We start from the raw sequence: 14,974 nt of genomic DNA on the forward strand, positions 1-14,974 counted from the left end.
GCTCCATCTTCTAGAAAATACAGAGCCATCTCCCGCCGGTCCGGCCGGCGGCTCTCTTGAAAAGGCAGTATCCATGAGTGGCGTCAACGAGATCCGGTCGACCTTTCTCGACTATTTCCGCAAGGAAGGCCACGAGGTCGTGGCCTCGAGCCCGCTCGTGCCGCGCAACGATCCGACATTGATGTTCACCAATGCCGGCATGGTGCAGTTCAAGAATGTCTTCACCGGTTTGGAGAAGCGGCCCTATTCGCGCGCCACCACAGCCCAGAAAAGCGTCCGCGCCGGCGGCAAGCACAACGATCTCGACAATGTCGGCTATACCGCGCGCCACCTGACCTTTTTCGAGATGCTCGGCAATTTCTCCTTCGGTGACTATTTCAAGGAGCGCGCCATCGAGCTTGCCTGGAACCTCATCACCAGGGAGTTCGGGCTGAAGAAGGACAAGCTGCTGGTCACCGTCTATCACACGGACGACGAGGCGGCTGGCTTCTGGAAGAAGATCGCCGGTTTCTCCGACGATCGCATCATCCGCATCCCGACCTCGGACAATTTCTGGGCGATGGGCGACACCGGTCCTTGCGGACCATGCTCGGAAATCTTCATCGATCGTGGCGAGCACATCTGGGGTGGACCTCCCGGCAGTCCCGAGGAAGACGGCGATCGCTTCCTCGAATTCTGGAACCTGGTGTTCATGCAGTATGAGCAGGTGACGAAAGAGGAGCGCGTCGACCTGCCGCGCCCGTCGATCGACACCGGCATGGGCCTGGAGCGCATGGCGTCCATCCTGCAAGGGGTGGAGAGCGTCTTCGAGACCGACCTGTTCCGTCATCTGATCGATGCGGCGTCCTCGGCACTTGGGCGCGCGCCCGACGCCGAAACGGTTGCGTCCTATCGCGTCATTGCCGATCATCTGCGCTCGTCCTCCTTCCTGGTCGCTGACGGCGTGCTGCCGTCGAACGAAGGCCGCGGCTATGTGCTGCGCCGCATCATGCGCCGCGCCATGCGCCATGCGCAGTTGCTGGGGGCGAACGAGCCGCTGATGTGGAAGCTGGTGCCGGCGCTGGTGCGCGAGATGGGCCAGGCCTATCCCGAACTGGCACGCGGCGAAACGATGATCGCCGAGACCCTGAAACTCGAGGAGACCCGTTTCCGCAAGACGCTGGTGCGCGGCCTCGGGCTGCTGTCCGAGGCGACGGAGAAGCTCGGCGCCGGCGACATGCTCGATGGCGAAACGGCATTCAAGCTCTACGACACCTATGGCTTCCCGCTCGACCTGACGCAGGACGCGCTGCGGCAGCGCAGCATCTCGGTCGACCTTGCCGGCTTCACCAATGCGATGGAGCAGCAGAAGGCGGAGGCGCGCAAGCACTGGGCCGGGTCCGGCGAGGCCGCCACCGAGACGGTTTGGTTCTCCGTGCGTGAAAAGACCGGCGCCACCGAATTCCTCGGCTACGAAACCGAGCAGGCGGAAGGCCTCATCGAGGCGCTGGTCAAGGACGGCAAGACCGTCGACAGCGCCGGCAAGGGCGATGCGGTCGCCGTGGTCGTCAACCAGACGCCGTTCTACGGCGAGTCCGGCGGCCAGATGGGTGACACCGGCATAATCTCGGGCGAGGGCTTCTCGATCGAGATTTCCGACACGCAAAAGAAGGCCGATGGCCTCTTCGTGCATCTCGGCAAGGTGGTCGCCGGCACGGTCAGGCCGGGTGCCGCGGTCGAACTTAAGGTCGATCATGCCAGGCGCTCCCGGCTGCGCGCCAACCACTCGGCGACGCACCTGATCCACGAGGCGTTGCGCGAGGTGCTGGGCACCCATGTCGCGCAGAAGGGTTCGCTGGTCGCACCCGAGCGTCTGCGCTTCGACATCTCGCACAACAAGCCGATCTCCGCGCAGGAGCTCGAAGAGGTCGAGCGCATGGCCAACGAGATCGTCGTGCAGAACGGCCCGGTGACCACGCGCCTGATGTCGGTCGATGACGCCATTGCCGAGGGCGCGATGGCGCTGTTCGGCGAGAAATACGGCGATGAGGTGCGCGTCGTGTCGATGGGCACGGGCCTGCATGGCGCCAAGGCCAACCGCCCTTATTCGGTCGAGCTCTGCGGCGGCACGCATGTCAAGGCGACCGGCGATATCGGCCTGGTGCGCATCGTCTCGGATGGTGCTGTCGCCGCCGGCGTGCGCCGCATCGAGGCGTTGACCGGCGAGGCCGCGCGCAGGCATCTCGATGAGCAGGACCGACGCCTGAAGACCACGGCGGCAACGCTTAAGATTTCGCCCGCAGATGTGCCAGCGCGCGTCGAAGCGCTGCTCGAAGAGCGCAAGAAGCTCGAAAAGGACCTGGCCGAAGCGCGCAAGAAACTGGCGCTGGGCGGTGGGTCGCCTGCTGATGCTCCTGCCGCCAACGAGATCGTCGCTGGCGTCGGCTTTCTCGGCAAGGCGGTGTCAGGTGTCTCGCCAAAGGACCTGAAGCCGCTGGCCGATGCCGGCAAGACTTCGTTGGGTTCTGGCGTCGTCGTGTTCGTTGGCGCCGGAGAAGACAACAAGGCGAGCGTCGTGGTCGCTGTCACCGATGATCTCGTCGGCCGTTTCAGCGCTGTCGACCTTGTTCGCGTGGCCTCCGCCGCATTGGGCGGGCAGGGCGGCGGCGGCCGCCCCGACATGGCGCAGGCCGGCGGCCCGGATGCGTCGAGGGCCGATGATGCGATCGCGGCGGTGAGGGCGGCGCTCGAGGCAGCGTAGCTACCATGCGTGGGGCCAGGCGGGATCCTTTCTCTTGGGGCAGCGCTGCCCCTCATCTGGCTGCCGCCATTTTCTCCCCGTAGAACGGGGAGAAGGGCGCTTTCGTCGCGCCCTTCGCCAATCGCCCTCGTTGCAGAGGAGCGCCGACAACGCGACCAGCCTCTTTCTCCCCGTTCACGGGGAGAAATGCCCGGCAGGGCAGGGGCGGCGCGACGTCGAGGAAGCTCACCTCGAGTTATACGCTTTTTCGGTACGCACGAAGCTCGGGCGGCCAGCCATTCGCAAATACAAATCCCAGATGCCAGCAAACTGCGTCAGCAAGTTGCGCCCTTCGGCAACCTTGGCGAAGTAGGCGATGATCGGTGCCGCGTGCAGATCGGCCAGGGTCAGCTGGTCGCCGAGCAGCCAGGGTCCATCTTGCTTCAGCGAAGTCAGCACCTTCAGCACCGTCTCTGCCTGCCGCAGGCCATCCGCGATCAAGCTCTCGTCGGGCACTTCTTTCTCCAGACGCTCGACCGCGACATCCCAGACCATGGCCCTATAGCCATAGGCGTCGAGCATGCCGATGATCTGGTTCATCCGCGCGCGGCCGCGCGTGTCGGCGGGCTGCAGCGCCGGCCCGTCGAAAGCCTCGTCCACGTAGCGAGCGATCGCGCTCGCCTCGAACAGCCGGAAATTGTCATGCTCGAAGGCTGGGATGCGGCCGAAGGGATGGTGTTTGCCGTACCATGCCGGCGCGCCACCTTCTGCAAAGATGTCGACCGGCACGAGATCGTAGGCGATGCCTTTCTCCTCGAGCGCAAGCCGGACGATGCGTACATAGACGCTGTAATCCGCGCCGTAGACGACCGGCTTGCCCATTTGTCCGCGAGGCGGTTACGCCATCGCCTTCTGCAAATTCTCGTCGATCTTGTCGAGGAAGCCGGTGGTCGAGAGCCAGGGCTGGTCGGGGCCGATCAAGAGCGACAGGTCCTTGGTCATGAAGCCGCTCTCGACAGTCTGGATGCAGACCTTTTCCAGCGTCTCGGAAAAACGCTTCAGTTCGGCGTTGTCGTCAAGCTTGGCGCGGTGCGCGAGGCCTCGCGTCCAGGCGAAGATCGACGCGATCGAATTGGTCGAGGTTTCCTCGCCCTTCTGATGCTGGCGATAGTGACGGGTCACGGTGCCGTGCGCGGCTTCCGCTTCGACGGTCTTGCCGTCGGGCGTCATCAGCACCGAGGTCATCAGGCCGAGCGAACCGAACCCTTGCGCCACCGTGTCGGACTGGACGTCGCCGTCATAGTTCTTGCAGGCCCAGACATAGCCACCCGACCATTTCAAGCTCGACGCCACCATGTCGTCGATCAGGCGGTGCTCGTACCAGAGCTTCTTCGACTTGAACTCAGCCTCGAATTCAGCCTCGTAGACTTCCTGGAAAATATCCTTGAAGCGGCCGTCATAGGCCTTGAGGATGGTGTTCTTGGTCGACAGGTAGACCGGATAGTTGCGCAGCAGGCCGTAGTTCAGCGACGCCCGGGCGAATTCGCGGATGGACTCGTCGAGATTGTACATGGCCATGGCGACACCGGCGCCGGGCGCATCGAACACGTCGTGCTCGATGACTTGGCCGTCCTCGCCGACGAACTTGATCGTCAGCTTGCCCTTGCCGGGAAAGCGGAAATCGGTGGCGCGATACTGGTCGCCGAAGGCGTGGCGGCCGACGATGATCGGCTTGGTCCAGCCAGGCACCAGGCGCGGCACGTTCTTCATGATGATCGGCTCGCGAAAGATGGTGCCGCCCAAAATGTTGCGGATGGTGCCGTTAGGCGATTTCCACATCTTCTTCAGCTTGAATTCCTCGACGCGCTGCTCGTCGGGGGTGATGGTCGCGCATTTCACGCCGACGCCGTATTTCTTGATGGCGTTGGCCGAATCGATGGTCACCTGGTCGTTGGTGGCGTCGCGATGCTCGATGCCCAGGTCGTAATATTCGAGCTTGAGGTCGAGATAAGGGTGGATCAGCTTATCCTTGATGAACTGCCAGATGATGCGGGTCATCTCGTCGCCGTCGAGTTCGACGACCGGGTTCGCCACCTTGATCTTCGCCATGGAAAGAATGCCTCGTTGCTGGGAATGGGACGGCCTTGCCCGCGTGGCGTCGGCCGGGGATGCCGCCCGTATATCAAAGCGCTTTTGGCCACGCAAACGGCGATCGGTCACGAATGTGAGCCCACGGCGCCGTCATTTGCGAATGCTTCATTTTCGCGGCCGAATATGGCAGGGGACGCTGAAATGCCGCAAACAGCAGTTCATTGACAATCATGCCCATTACCAAAGACCCCGATAATACCGCAGCCGGCCCGGCGATCATCCTTGTCGAGCCGCAGCTCGGCGAGAATATCGGCATGGTCGCCCGCGCCATGGCCAATTTCGGACTGTCGGAACTGCGTCTGGTCAATCCGCGCGATGGCTGGCCGAGCGAGAAGGCGCGTGCCGCCGCCAGCCGTGCCGACCACGTAATCGATGCCGTCAAGGTTTTCGACGATCTGGCCTCGGCACTTGCCGACCTGAACTTCGTCTTCGCCACCACCGCCAGGCAGCGCGACGGCTTCAAATCCGTGCGCGGCCCAGTGGAAGCGGGCAGGATGCTGCGCGCCCGTCACGCAATGGGGCAACGCACCGGCATCCTGTTCGGTCGCGAGCGCTTCGGCCTCTACAATGACGAGGTTGGCCTCGCCGACGAGATCGTCACTTTCCCGGTCGATCCTGATTTCTCCTCGCTCAACATCGCCCAGGCGGCCTTGCTGATGTCCTACGAGTGGATGAAGTCGGGCCTGGAGGATGAGACCAAGACGAACTTTACCGGCCCTGACATGAAGCCGGCCAGCAAGGAAGAATTGCATGGCCTGTTCGCCTATCTCGAAGGCGCGCTCGAGGCGCGCGGTTATTTCCGCCCTGCACCGAAGAAGCCAAAAATGGTCGACAACCTCCGCGCCGTGCTGACAAGGGCCGGTTTTGCGGAACCGGAGCTCAAGGTGCTGCGCGGCATCATCTCTTCGCTCGACCGGTTCTCGCCGGCGATGCCGCGCGGCGATGGGTCACCTGGCGATGACCCGAGGCGTTTGCCCGCGGCGGCGGCGCGCGCCCGCAAGGCGGAGGCGACTGGTCGGGCGCCGGACGCTAGCGGCGACGACACGGACACGCCACTGCTCGGCGGCAAGGGAACCGACAATGACTGACCAGCCGATCCTGATGTTCGATTCCGGCGTCGGCGGTCTGACCGTGTTGCGCGAGGCACGCGTCCTGATGCCGGACCGACGCTTCATCTATGTCGCCGACGATGCGGCTTTTCCTTTTGGCGCCTGGGAGGAGCCGGCCCTAAGGGAGCATATACTCGGACTGTTCGCCAAACTGCTCGACCGCTTCGCGCCGGCCATCTCCGTTATCGCCTGCAACACCGCCTCGACACTGGTGATCGACGCGCTGCGCGAAAGATTTCCCGGCCATCCCTTCGTCGGCACGGTGCCGGCGGTCAAGCCGGCGGCCGAGCGCACGCGCTCCGGGCTGGTCTCGGTGCTGGCGACGCCGGGCACGGTGAAGCGCCAGTACACGCGCGACCTGATCAGCAAATGGGCGCAGAAATGCCATGTCCGCCTGGTCGGCAGCGACAGGCTGGCTGGCCTGTCCGAAGCCTATATGCGCCAGGGCTTCGTCGACGAAGAGGCCGTGCGCGCCGAGATCGAGCCATGCTTCATCGAGCGCGACGGCATGCGCACCGACATCGTCGTGCTGGCCTGCACGCACTATCCCTTTCTGGTCAATCGCATGCGCAAGACCGCTCCCTGGCCGGTCGACTGGATCGATCCGGCCGAGGCGATCGCACGGCGCGCCCTTTCGCTGCTGCCGCCCCTTGATGGGGCGCTGTCGCAAGCCGAGCCTGATATCGCGGTTTTCACCTCGGGCAAGGCGGATTTCGCCGTCAGCCGCCTGATGCAGGGTTTCGGGCTGACCGTTCACTTGGACAGTGGCAAAACCGCCCGCCACTCAAACAGGTTCGAAGACGATGCTGCGTTGATCCGGATCGGCCAGGACCAGCCTTAGCGTCAGACCATCACCCTGTCTGAGCCCCGAGGCCTTCACGGTGGCAACGACCGCCATGTCGGCAAGCTGAATGCGCACGCCATGGTCGACGAAGTCGGTGACGACGGCTTTGAACGTCTCGCCCTCGCGCCCCTCCAGCATTACCGCCTCGGCAAGGTCGATGGCCGCGTGGTTGATCTGGGAAGCGCGGCTATCCGCACGTCCCATCGCCTTCGGCAACCTGGCGAACGCGTCGGCAACAGCCTGGGGCACGGGTTGGCCGTTGGCGATAGCCAGCGCACAGCGCACGACATAGCGATCAGCAAGGCGCCTCAGTGGCGCCGTTGCATGGGCATAGGTCGCGGCCATCGCCTCATGCCATGGGACAACGCCGTCCTGATACGGTTGATAGGATGCGCCGGGGCTTGCATGGCGGATTTCCAGCATCAGCGCCGCCTGATGCGGATCGGTCGGATCGAGGGTTCGCTGATACTCCCGCAAGCTGGTCGAGGCCGGCCAGGACAGTCCGAGAGCCTGTGCCGCGTTGCGCAGCCTTTGAACCTTGAAGGTATCCGGCCCCGACATCACCCGAAACAGGCCGGTATGATGCGCAAGCATGGCATCGGCAACCGCCATGTTGGCGGCCAGCGAAAGCGCGGCGTTGTCCTGCTCGGATTGCAGCAGCGGCCTGAACGAAAGCCGGAATGTGCCGTCGGCAAGCCTTTCCACCTCCTGCTCGGGTGGGTCGACGCGGGAAGCCCCACGGCGCCGCTCATTCGCCGCCATGCGCCGCGCCATTTCGGCGAAGCCGGCCGGGACATCGGAGGCCTTCACGCTGTCATAGGCGAGCTTCGCGCGGCTTTGAATGATTGCCCGCTCCGCGCCGTCCAACTTCGTCGCGCCGTCCTGCGCAACCCGAACCGTGAAGATAGCAGCTGGACGGGGTCCATCCGGCAACAGGCTCGCCGCACCCTCGGCAATTACCGGCGGATAGAGCCCGGCCTTGCCGTCCGGCAAGTAAAGCGTCTCGCCCCGCGTCCAGGCTTCGCGATCGATCGCGTCGCCGTCCTCGACGAACCAGGCCACCTCGGCGATGGCGTAATGCAGCAGAAGATCGCCACCGCTCGCCTCGATCGAGAACGCCTGATCGAGATCGGTGGAAGCAGCCGGATCGAGCGTGACGAACGGCATTTCAGTTCGATCGGCATGCTGGTTGGGCACACGTTTGGCCGCCGCCTCCGCCGCGGCAAGCACATCGGCCGGAAATCCGTCCGGCACGTGGAATTCGGCGCGGATTTTCGCCAGTCCCGCGGAGAGAACCTGTGAGGGATCGGTCAGGGATTTCATTCAGCCGTCCTACACTGGGGTTCCGGACACGAGAAGGCTGCCGACGAAAATCGCCGAGCGCGGCCAAGGGTTGGCACCAGGCGGACCGGGAGCCGCGCCACTGGCGCTGGAACCGGCGCCGAAGCGTGGCGTTTCTCCTGACAGCAAAGGAGACCCGCCATGCCAGCCACTTCGAAAGCCCAGCAGAAAGCCGCCGGCGCCGCACTCTCCGCCAAACGCGGCGAGACCAAGAAAAGCGAACTCAAGGGCGCCTCCAAGGGCATGTATGAATCGATGAATGAAAAGCAGCTCGAGGAATTCGCCGAGACGAAGCGCAAGGGATTGCCGGAGAAAAAATCCTAAGGATTGAGCGCTCGAGCCAGACTACCTTGGAATGAAAAAGGGCCAGCGACGTTCGCTGGCCCGGGAATTGTGGCGTTGAACAGTCTTACCAGCGGCAGCGCCGTACTCTCTCGACGATCACCCTGCGATGGCCATGCCGCCACACCACTCGCTTCTTCACGATGATGCGGCAGACCTGCTTGTGGCCGTGCCAATGACGCGCCATGGCCGGCTCAGGGGCCGCCGCCATCGACCCGGCAAGCACCGCGGCCCCTGCCAGGGTAAGGAAAAACTTCTTCATGCAATTAAGCTCCTCTAGCTCCAGTCCCTTCCTGGTGCCGCTGGCGCAAACCTCCCGCCACATCGGCATCGCATCAACGCCTTGGACGCTATACGGTTGCGTTGCGCCGCGCCACTCACAAGCTTGACACCGGTTAAATCTCGGTTTAACCAGCCGCCAACGCCGGGCAGCGATGTCCGGTGTTTGTTTTGCATACGCAAGATCTGTCACGACAATCGTTTCCGATCTTGTTTGAACTGACGTGTCCCGTGGGTTTTCCGCCGCGTTGCGTGGGAAAACCCTGTCAGGTCTCGAAAACAGAGGCCAGAGGAGGGCGCGTTTCCTTCACCCGGACCATGAGGTGCCGGGTGTGTTGTCTTTGAAAGGGAATGCGATGAGCAAGCGCGAATCCGCGAAATACAAGATCGACCGCCGTCTCGGCGAAAATATCTGGGGCCGCCCTAAGTCCCCGGTCAACAAGCGTGAATACGGCCCCGGCCAGCATGGCCAGCGCCGCAAGGGCAAGCTTTCCGACTTCGGCCTGCAGCTCCGTGCCAAGCAGAAGCTGAAGGGCCACTACGGCGACGTGTCGGAAAAGCAGTTCCGCAAGGTCTATGAAGAGGCCGATCGCCGCAAGGGCGACACCTCGGAGAACCTGATCGGCCTGCTCGAATCGCGTCTCGACGCGGTTGTCTACCGCTCCAAGTTCGTGCCGACCATTTTCGCCGCCCGTCAGTTCGTCAATCACGGCCACGTCAACGTCAACGGCAAGCGCGTCAACATCGGCTCGTATCGCTGCAAGCCGGGCGATGTCGTCGAAGTGCGCGAAAAGTCGAAGCAGCTGGTGATCGTCCTGGAATCGGTTGGCCTCGCCGAGCGCGACGTGCCCGACTACATCGAAGCCGATCACAACAAGATGACCGCGACCTTCTCGCGCATCCCGGGCCTGGCGGACGTTCCGTTCGCCGTGCAGATGGAACCGAACCTGGTCGTCGAATTCTACTCGCGCTAAGCGAACGCTTTTTTTGCGATACCGGAAAGGCCGCCCTCAAGGCGGCCTTTTTGTTTCGGGCACCCGCTTTGCGGTGTGTCGTTAAAATCAATTTCGATTTTCCAGACAATGCGCTAAGCCGGGCGGAAGTCACATCCGGGGCCGTCGCGCCATGAACATGCAGCCAGACATCGAAACACTAGAACCGGCCGCCGAAGGCGGCTCTCACCCGCTGTTCGCCGATGTACCGTCCTCGGTCGAGTTCAACAAGCTGCGCAAGCGACTGCTGCGGCTGACCCGCCAGGCGATCGAGGATTTTTCGATGGTGAAGCCGGGCGAGCGCTGGCTGGTCGCGCTATCGGGCGGCAAGGATTCCTACGGTCTGCTGGCCATGTTGCTTGATCTCAAATGGCGCGGGATGCTGCCAGTCGAGTTGCTGGCCTGCAATCTCGACCAGGGCCAGCCGAATTTCCCCAAACATATCCTGCCCGACTATCTCGACACCAACGGCATAGCGCACCGTATCGAATACCGGGACACCTATTCGGTCGTGACCGACAAGCTCCCCGAAGGCAGCACCTATTGCTCACTCTGCTCGCGGCTGCGGCGCGGCCATCTCTACAGGATCGCGCGCGAGGAAGGCTGCTCGGCCCTGGTCCTCGGCCATCATCGCGAGGACATCCTCGAAACCTTCTTCATGAACCTGTTCCACGGCGGGCGGCTTGCCGCCATGCCGCCGAAACTGCTCAACGACGAAGGCGACGTGGTGGTGTTGCGGCCGCTGAGCTACTGCGCCGAAATCGATCTGGAGAAATTCGCTGCCGCGATGCGGTTCCCAATCATCCCTTGCGATCTCTGCGGCAGCCAGGAAGGGCTGCAGCGCAACGCCATGAAAGCGATGCTCGAGGACATCGAAAAGCGCATGCCCGGCCGCAAGGACACCATGATTCGCGCTCTGTCCAACACCAGGCCGTCGCATTTGCTCGACCGAAAGCTGTTCGATTTCGCCGCCCTCAATGAAACCCTCGCGATCAGGCAAGACATTTCCGATGACATTTGACGACACCGCGATCGACTGGCTGGCCGGCATTCTGGCCGAGGCAGCCCAAGCCGAAATCATGCCGCGCTTTCGCCGACTGGGCGACGGCGACATCAGGCAGAAGACTTCCGCCGCCGACCTGGTGACGGAGGCCGATGTCAACGCCGAGCGGCTGATCACCGCCAGGCTGCGCGATCGCTATCCCTCTGCCATGGTGGTGGGCGAGGAGGCCTGCTCCGAAGATCCGGCGCTGCTCGACGGCTTGGGCGATGCCGAACTGGCGTTCACCGTCGATCCGGTGGACGGCACCTTCAATTTCGCGTCCGGCGTGCCGCTGTTCGGCGTCATGCTGGCGGTCGTGGTCAGGGGGGAGACGGTCGCGGGCATCATTCATGATCCGGTGGGCAAGGACTGGCTCATCGCCGCCAGGGGTGCCGGCAGTCATATCAGGCATGCCCATGGCAACCTGGAGAAAGTGCATGTGGCGGCGCCCGTGCCGATCTCGCAGATGACCGGCGCGGTGTCCTGGCAATATCTCGACGAACCGGAGCGCTCACGCCTGGCGCGCAACCAGACCAAGGCACTGTCGCAGTTCGCCTATCGCTGCGCTGCTCACGAATATCGCCTGCTGGCGAGCGGGCATGCGCATTTTGTCGTCTACAACAAGCTGATGCCCTGGGATCATCTGCCCGGCGTGCTGATCCATCAGGAGGCCGGCGGCCATGCCGCTCGCATCGACGGCAGCGCCTATCTGCCCTCGCATGTCGATGGCGGTCTGCTTGTCGCGCCGGACCAGGACAGCTGGCAGGAACTGCGCCGCGAGTTGTGGGCGGAATAGGACCAATTCCTGTCGCTTAAACCGTTGTATGATCGAGTCGGGCGTTTTGGCGGAGGCTCTCGGATGAAACCTCGGTTCGCAATTTTTGCGGCGGCTCTTGCCGTGGTGCTGTTTGCGAACTCCAGCGCGGCAATCGCGCAAGAACGCCCCTGTCACAGTTCCGATCCCATCGACACCATCAAGGAGATGTCGGACGCTATCTATGCCTGCTGGAAACCGCCACCCGGAACCGCGGGCATGTCCTTGACCATGCAGTTCTCGCTCCGTCGCAACGGGACGCTGATCGGGACGCCTCGCGCCTCCTATTCCGATCTGGGGGCCGATCCGCGGCTCAGCCGAGCCTTCGTGGCGTCCATCCTCAAGGCGCTCGACGACGCTCTTCCATTGCCCTTTTCAAACGGCATGGGCGGAGCGATCGCGGGGCGGATGCTCTCTCCTCGCTTCACGGCGGCGCTTGAACGCGCATCCTGACGCCACCAGCAGACGGCAATCAGTGCAGGTCGGTGACGTGGCCTGAAACGGGGGCGTTCTGCGGCTGGAACATCTTGCCGCGCTCCGCAAACAGGATCATCAGCAGCGCGGCCACCGAGACGCTGCAGAAACCGGCGGCCAGCGGCGTCACCGTGCCGTTGAAAGCCTGGCCGATCAGCGTGCCGAGAATGCCGCCGAGAAAAGTCTGCATGAAACCCAGGATCGATGACGCCGTGCCGGCCAGCTGGCCAAGCGGCTCCATGGCCAACGCATTGAAATTGGCTCCAAGACAGCCAAACGGCAGCATGGCACTGGCAAAGAAGGTGATGAACAGCCAGAGCGGCATCTTCGTTTCCAGTGAAACCACCAGCCAGGCCAGGCTGATCACCAGAAACAGCAACAGCGCGCTTTGCGACAGGCGGCGCATGCCGACGCGGCCGACGAGGCGCGAGTTCAGATAGTTGGAGAAGGCGAGTACGCCCGCGACACCGGCGAAGATGACGGGAAACATCTCGCCGACGTCGAAGACGCCGACGTAGATCTGCTGCGCCGAGGCGATAAAGCCGAACATGGCGCCGAAGATGAAGGTGCTGGCGAAGGCATAGCAGAGCGCGATGCGGTTGGTGAGCACGATGCGGAAGCCGCCGAGGATGGATGAAACCGTCAGTGGCCGGCGATATTCGGGATGCAGTGTCTCGGGCAGGCGCAGCAGCGACCACGCCGAGACGATCATAGCTCCGACGGCCATTGTGACGAATATCCAATGCCAGGTCGCGAACAGCATGATGAACTGGCCGATGCCTGGAGCCACGACCGGGATCGCCATGAACACCATGAAGATCAGCGACATGACTTCGGCCATACGCCGGCCGTCGAATGTATCGCGCACGATCGAGACCGCTATGACGCGCGTGGCGGCCGCGCCAAGGCCTTGCACGGCGCGGCATATCAAGAGCGTTTCAAAGCTCGGGGCGATAGCGGCCGCCGCGGCCGCCGCCACATAGATGATAAGGCCGGCGACGAGCGGCGAGCGGCGCCCGAACCGGTCCGAGATCGGCCCGAAAAACAGTTGGCCGCCGCCGAAACCCAGTATGTAGGCGGTGACCACATATTGCCGATGATTTTCGTTCTCGACCCCGAGCGAGGCACCGATCTGCTGCAGCGCCGGCAGCATGATGTCGATGGCCAGCGAATTGAGCGCCATCAGTGCCGCGCAGAGCGCGATGAACTCCCAGCGCGGAATCGGCAATTGGCTTGCCCGGGACACGGTGCTTGCCCCTTGCGGCGCTGATTTCTGCTGGTCCACGGCAAGTCCGATCTCTCAAACGAAAACGCGCCGGCGGGCCGGCGCATTTGGCTCGTCCTGGTCCCGGGATCCGGGCTTGTAAAATTGCCGAGGTGGGGCCGCCCCGGTGGCTTGGGCATGTCGATACCGACACGCCCAAAACTGAAGTCAGGCGGCGCCTTTGACGCTCACGCCCTTCTCGACCAGAAAGGTCTGCAATTCGCCGGCCTGGAACATTTCGCGGATGATATCGCAGCCGCCGACGAATTCGCCCTTGACGTAGAGCTGCGGGATCGTCGGCCAGTTGGAATAGTCCTTGATGCCCTGGCGCAGTTCGGCGGAGTCCAGAACGTTCACGCCTTTGTAGTCGGCGCCGATATAGTCGAGGATCTGGACGACCTGGCCGGAAAATCCGCATTGCGGGAAGCCGGGCGTGCCCTTCATGAAAAGGACGACGTCGTTGCCCTTCACTTCATTGTCGATGTAGTCGTTGATGCCGCTCATGGAATATCCTTTCACGCCTGTGGGAGTCAGGCTCGAAACATGTCCCTCAAATAAACCCATAGGTTGCCCGAAACAAGACTTTAGCCATGCCATCACCCGAATGGCGCAAAGAATGGGCGGCTTTGGGCCAAGCGTGTCGGGTGGAATGCCTCAGTCGGGAACGCTGGTCTGCAGCGCCAGCGCGTGCAGCACGCCGCCCATATTGCCCTTCAGCGCGTCATAGACCATCTGATGCTGCTGGACCCGGCTTTTTCCGCGAAAGCTCTCGGCCACGACCTCAGCGGCGTAGTGGTCGCCGTCACCGGCGAGGTCGCGAATCGTCACACGGGCATCCGGTATGCCGTCCTTGATCAGTTTTTCGATGTCGTGGGCGTCCATTGCCATTGCGGAAATTCCTGTTTCGGAAGGGCGGCGGTGCGGCGGCCCATATGATGAGAGTCGGGCAAGCCTAAAGCCTTTCCAATCCGGATTGAAGCGGTTCTGTCCGGTGTCCGTTCTGTTGGTGTTCAGGCGATGGTTTCATCCGGCCCCTGCGCCGGCTCATCCTCGCGCATCGAGAAGGCGCGGCCAAGGCTGAAGACCAGCACGTAGAGCGGGAGGTTGACCGCCATGTTGGCGATCGGCAGATAGCTGGTCATTCGCCAGGCGGGCGAGAAGAACGGCTGGCCGTAACCATCGCAGACAAGCGAAGAGCCGTACTCCCACAAGGCCCCCAAGACGGCCGAGACGGCGAAAAGCTTGATGCAGGTGACGACGTGTCTTGTCCGCGCCTGGTCCGGCAGAAGCCGGTTCCAAAGCAGCAGGCAGACGATCGGAACCGCATAGATGAGGTTCTGCAGGACAAGCATCGGAATCGTGCCGTTGGCCGCGGCGAGGAATTCTCCGCGCGTTTCCAGCCTGGGACAAACCTCGCTCGATGTTGTCGAGAGCAGGAAGAAGACGAACGGCCCGAGACACCAGAAGAAGAACAGCGACGGCCAGAAGACCACTGCAAGCAGCGCCCGGACGGCCAGTTTCTTATGATTGAGCAGGATCTCTGGACAAAACGGTTTTCCCTTTGTCCGAGAAAACCGGTTTCCACCTTTCAGGATCATGCCCT

16 protein-coding genes are annotated in these 14,974 nt (G+C 62.9%); 8 read left to right on the forward strand and 8 right to left on the reverse strand.

The window, feature by feature from the left end; genetic code table 11:
* The first annotated feature begins 73 nt into the window (after positions 1–73).
* Positions 74–2,740 (forward strand): alanine--tRNA ligase, encoded by a 2,667-nt coding sequence (alaS, locus tag FJ936_RS18505; protein WP_140787553.1) that lies wholly within the window; start codon positions 74–76, stop codon positions 2,738–2,740.
* A 225-nt stretch (positions 2,741–2,965) separates the two neighbouring features.
* Here alaS and FJ936_RS18510 read toward each other — a convergent pair whose 3' ends face one another.
* Together FJ936_RS18510 and FJ936_RS18515 are read right to left on the reverse strand one after the other, a co-directional pair.
* The gene (locus FJ936_RS18510; protein WP_140787551.1) at positions 2,966–3,601 is read right to left on the reverse strand and encodes a glutathione S-transferase family protein; all 636 of its coding nucleotides are present in this window, start codon (positions 3,599–3,601) and stop codon (positions 2,966–2,968) included.
* Between the two features lie 15 nt (positions 3,602–3,616).
* Positions 3,617–4,828 (reverse strand): NADP-dependent isocitrate dehydrogenase, encoded by a 1,212-nt coding sequence (locus FJ936_RS18515; protein ID WP_140617002.1) that lies wholly within the window; start codon positions 4,826–4,828, stop codon positions 3,617–3,619.
* A 212-nt stretch (positions 4,829–5,040) separates the two neighbouring features.
* On the opposite strand from FJ936_RS18515, the gene FJ936_RS18520 reads away from it, so the two are divergent.
* Complete coding sequence (locus tag FJ936_RS18520) at positions 5,041–5,958, forward strand: RNA methyltransferase (protein WP_140787549.1); 918 nt, start codon at positions 5,041–5,043, stop codon at positions 5,956–5,958.
* Positions 5,951–6,820 (forward strand): glutamate racemase, encoded by an 870-nt coding sequence (gene murI, locus FJ936_RS18525; protein ID WP_140787547.1) that lies wholly within the window; start codon positions 5,951–5,953, stop codon positions 6,818–6,820. The genes FJ936_RS18520 and murI overlap by 8 nt, the downstream gene beginning before the upstream one ends.
* On the opposite strand, the gene FJ936_RS18530 is transcribed toward murI, so the two are convergent.
* Positions 6,764–8,146, reverse strand: coding sequence for an RNB domain-containing ribonuclease (locus tag FJ936_RS18530; protein WP_140787545.1), 1,383 nt, complete (start codon positions 8,144–8,146; stop codon positions 6,764–6,766). The two genes, murI and FJ936_RS18530, sit on opposite strands and share 57 nt — an antisense overlap.
* Before the next feature lie 159 nt (positions 8,147–8,305).
* Here FJ936_RS18530 and FJ936_RS18535 point away from each other — a divergent pair, with 159 nt between their 5' ends.
* Positions 8,306–8,488 (forward strand): DUF3008 family protein, encoded by a 183-nt coding sequence (locus tag FJ936_RS18535; protein WP_015318153.1) that lies wholly within the window; start codon positions 8,306–8,308, stop codon positions 8,486–8,488.
* A gap of 85 nt (positions 8,489–8,573) precedes the next feature.
* Here FJ936_RS18535 and FJ936_RS18540 read toward each other — a convergent pair whose 3' ends face one another.
* On the reverse strand, positions 8,574–8,768 hold the full coding sequence (locus FJ936_RS18540) for a hypothetical protein (RefSeq protein WP_140787543.1): 195 nt from the start codon (positions 8,766–8,768) through the stop codon (positions 8,574–8,576).
* 373 nt (positions 8,769–9,141) lie between these two features.
* On the opposite strand from FJ936_RS18540, the gene rpsD reads away from it, so the two are divergent.
* The 4 genes from rpsD to FJ936_RS18560 all read left to right on the forward strand — a co-directional run bounded on the left by rpsD (position 9,142) and on the right by FJ936_RS18560 (position 12,086).
* Positions 9,142–9,759 (forward strand): 30S ribosomal protein S4, encoded by a 618-nt coding sequence (gene rpsD / locus FJ936_RS18545; RefSeq protein ID WP_015318151.1) that lies wholly within the window; start codon positions 9,142–9,144, stop codon positions 9,757–9,759.
* 151 nt (positions 9,760–9,910) lie between these two features.
* Positions 9,911–10,798: a tRNA 2-thiocytidine(32) synthetase TtcA gene (gene ttcA, locus FJ936_RS18550; RefSeq protein ID WP_140787541.1), complete on the forward strand. Its 888-nt coding sequence runs from the start codon at positions 9,911–9,913 to the stop codon at positions 10,796–10,798.
* Positions 10,788–11,615, forward strand: coding sequence for an inositol monophosphatase family protein (locus tag FJ936_RS18555; RefSeq protein ID WP_140787539.1), 828 nt, complete (start codon positions 10,788–10,790; stop codon positions 11,613–11,615). Before ttcA ends, FJ936_RS18555 begins: the two co-directional genes overlap by 11 nt.
* A gap of 63 nt (positions 11,616–11,678) precedes the next feature.
* Positions 11,679–12,086, forward strand: coding sequence for a TonB C-terminal domain-containing protein (locus tag FJ936_RS18560; RefSeq protein WP_140787537.1), 408 nt, complete (start codon positions 11,679–11,681; stop codon positions 12,084–12,086).
* 19 nt (positions 12,087–12,105) lie between these two features.
* Here FJ936_RS18560 and FJ936_RS18565 read toward each other — a convergent pair whose 3' ends face one another.
* The 4 genes from FJ936_RS18565 to FJ936_RS18580 form a co-directional block, all read right to left on the reverse strand.
* On the reverse strand, positions 12,106–13,329 hold the full coding sequence (locus FJ936_RS18565; RefSeq protein WP_167331159.1) for a multidrug effflux MFS transporter: 1,224 nt from the start codon (positions 13,327–13,329) through the stop codon (positions 12,106–12,108).
* Between the two features lie 210 nt (positions 13,330–13,539).
* Entirely contained in the window at positions 13,540–13,875 is a 336-nt protein-coding gene (grxD, locus tag FJ936_RS18570; protein WP_013895877.1) for a Grx4 family monothiol glutaredoxin, read from the reverse strand.
* Positions 13,876–14,025: 150 nt separating this feature from the next.
* A complete protein-coding gene (locus FJ936_RS18575; protein ID WP_015318146.1) occupies positions 14,026–14,259 on the reverse strand; it encodes a BolA family transcriptional regulator in 234 nt (77 codons plus the stop codon).
* Positions 14,260–14,381: 122 nt separating this feature from the next.
* Positions 14,382–14,969 (reverse strand): hypothetical protein, encoded by a 588-nt coding sequence (locus FJ936_RS18580; protein WP_246677730.1) that lies wholly within the window; start codon positions 14,967–14,969, stop codon positions 14,382–14,384.
* Between the last annotated feature and the right edge of the window lie 5 nt (positions 14,970–14,974).

This window comes from Mesorhizobium sp. B2-4-13, assembly GCF_006658535.1.
Taxonomy (GTDB): Bacteria; Pseudomonadota; Alphaproteobacteria; order Rhizobiales; family Rhizobiaceae; genus Mesorhizobium; species Mesorhizobium australicum.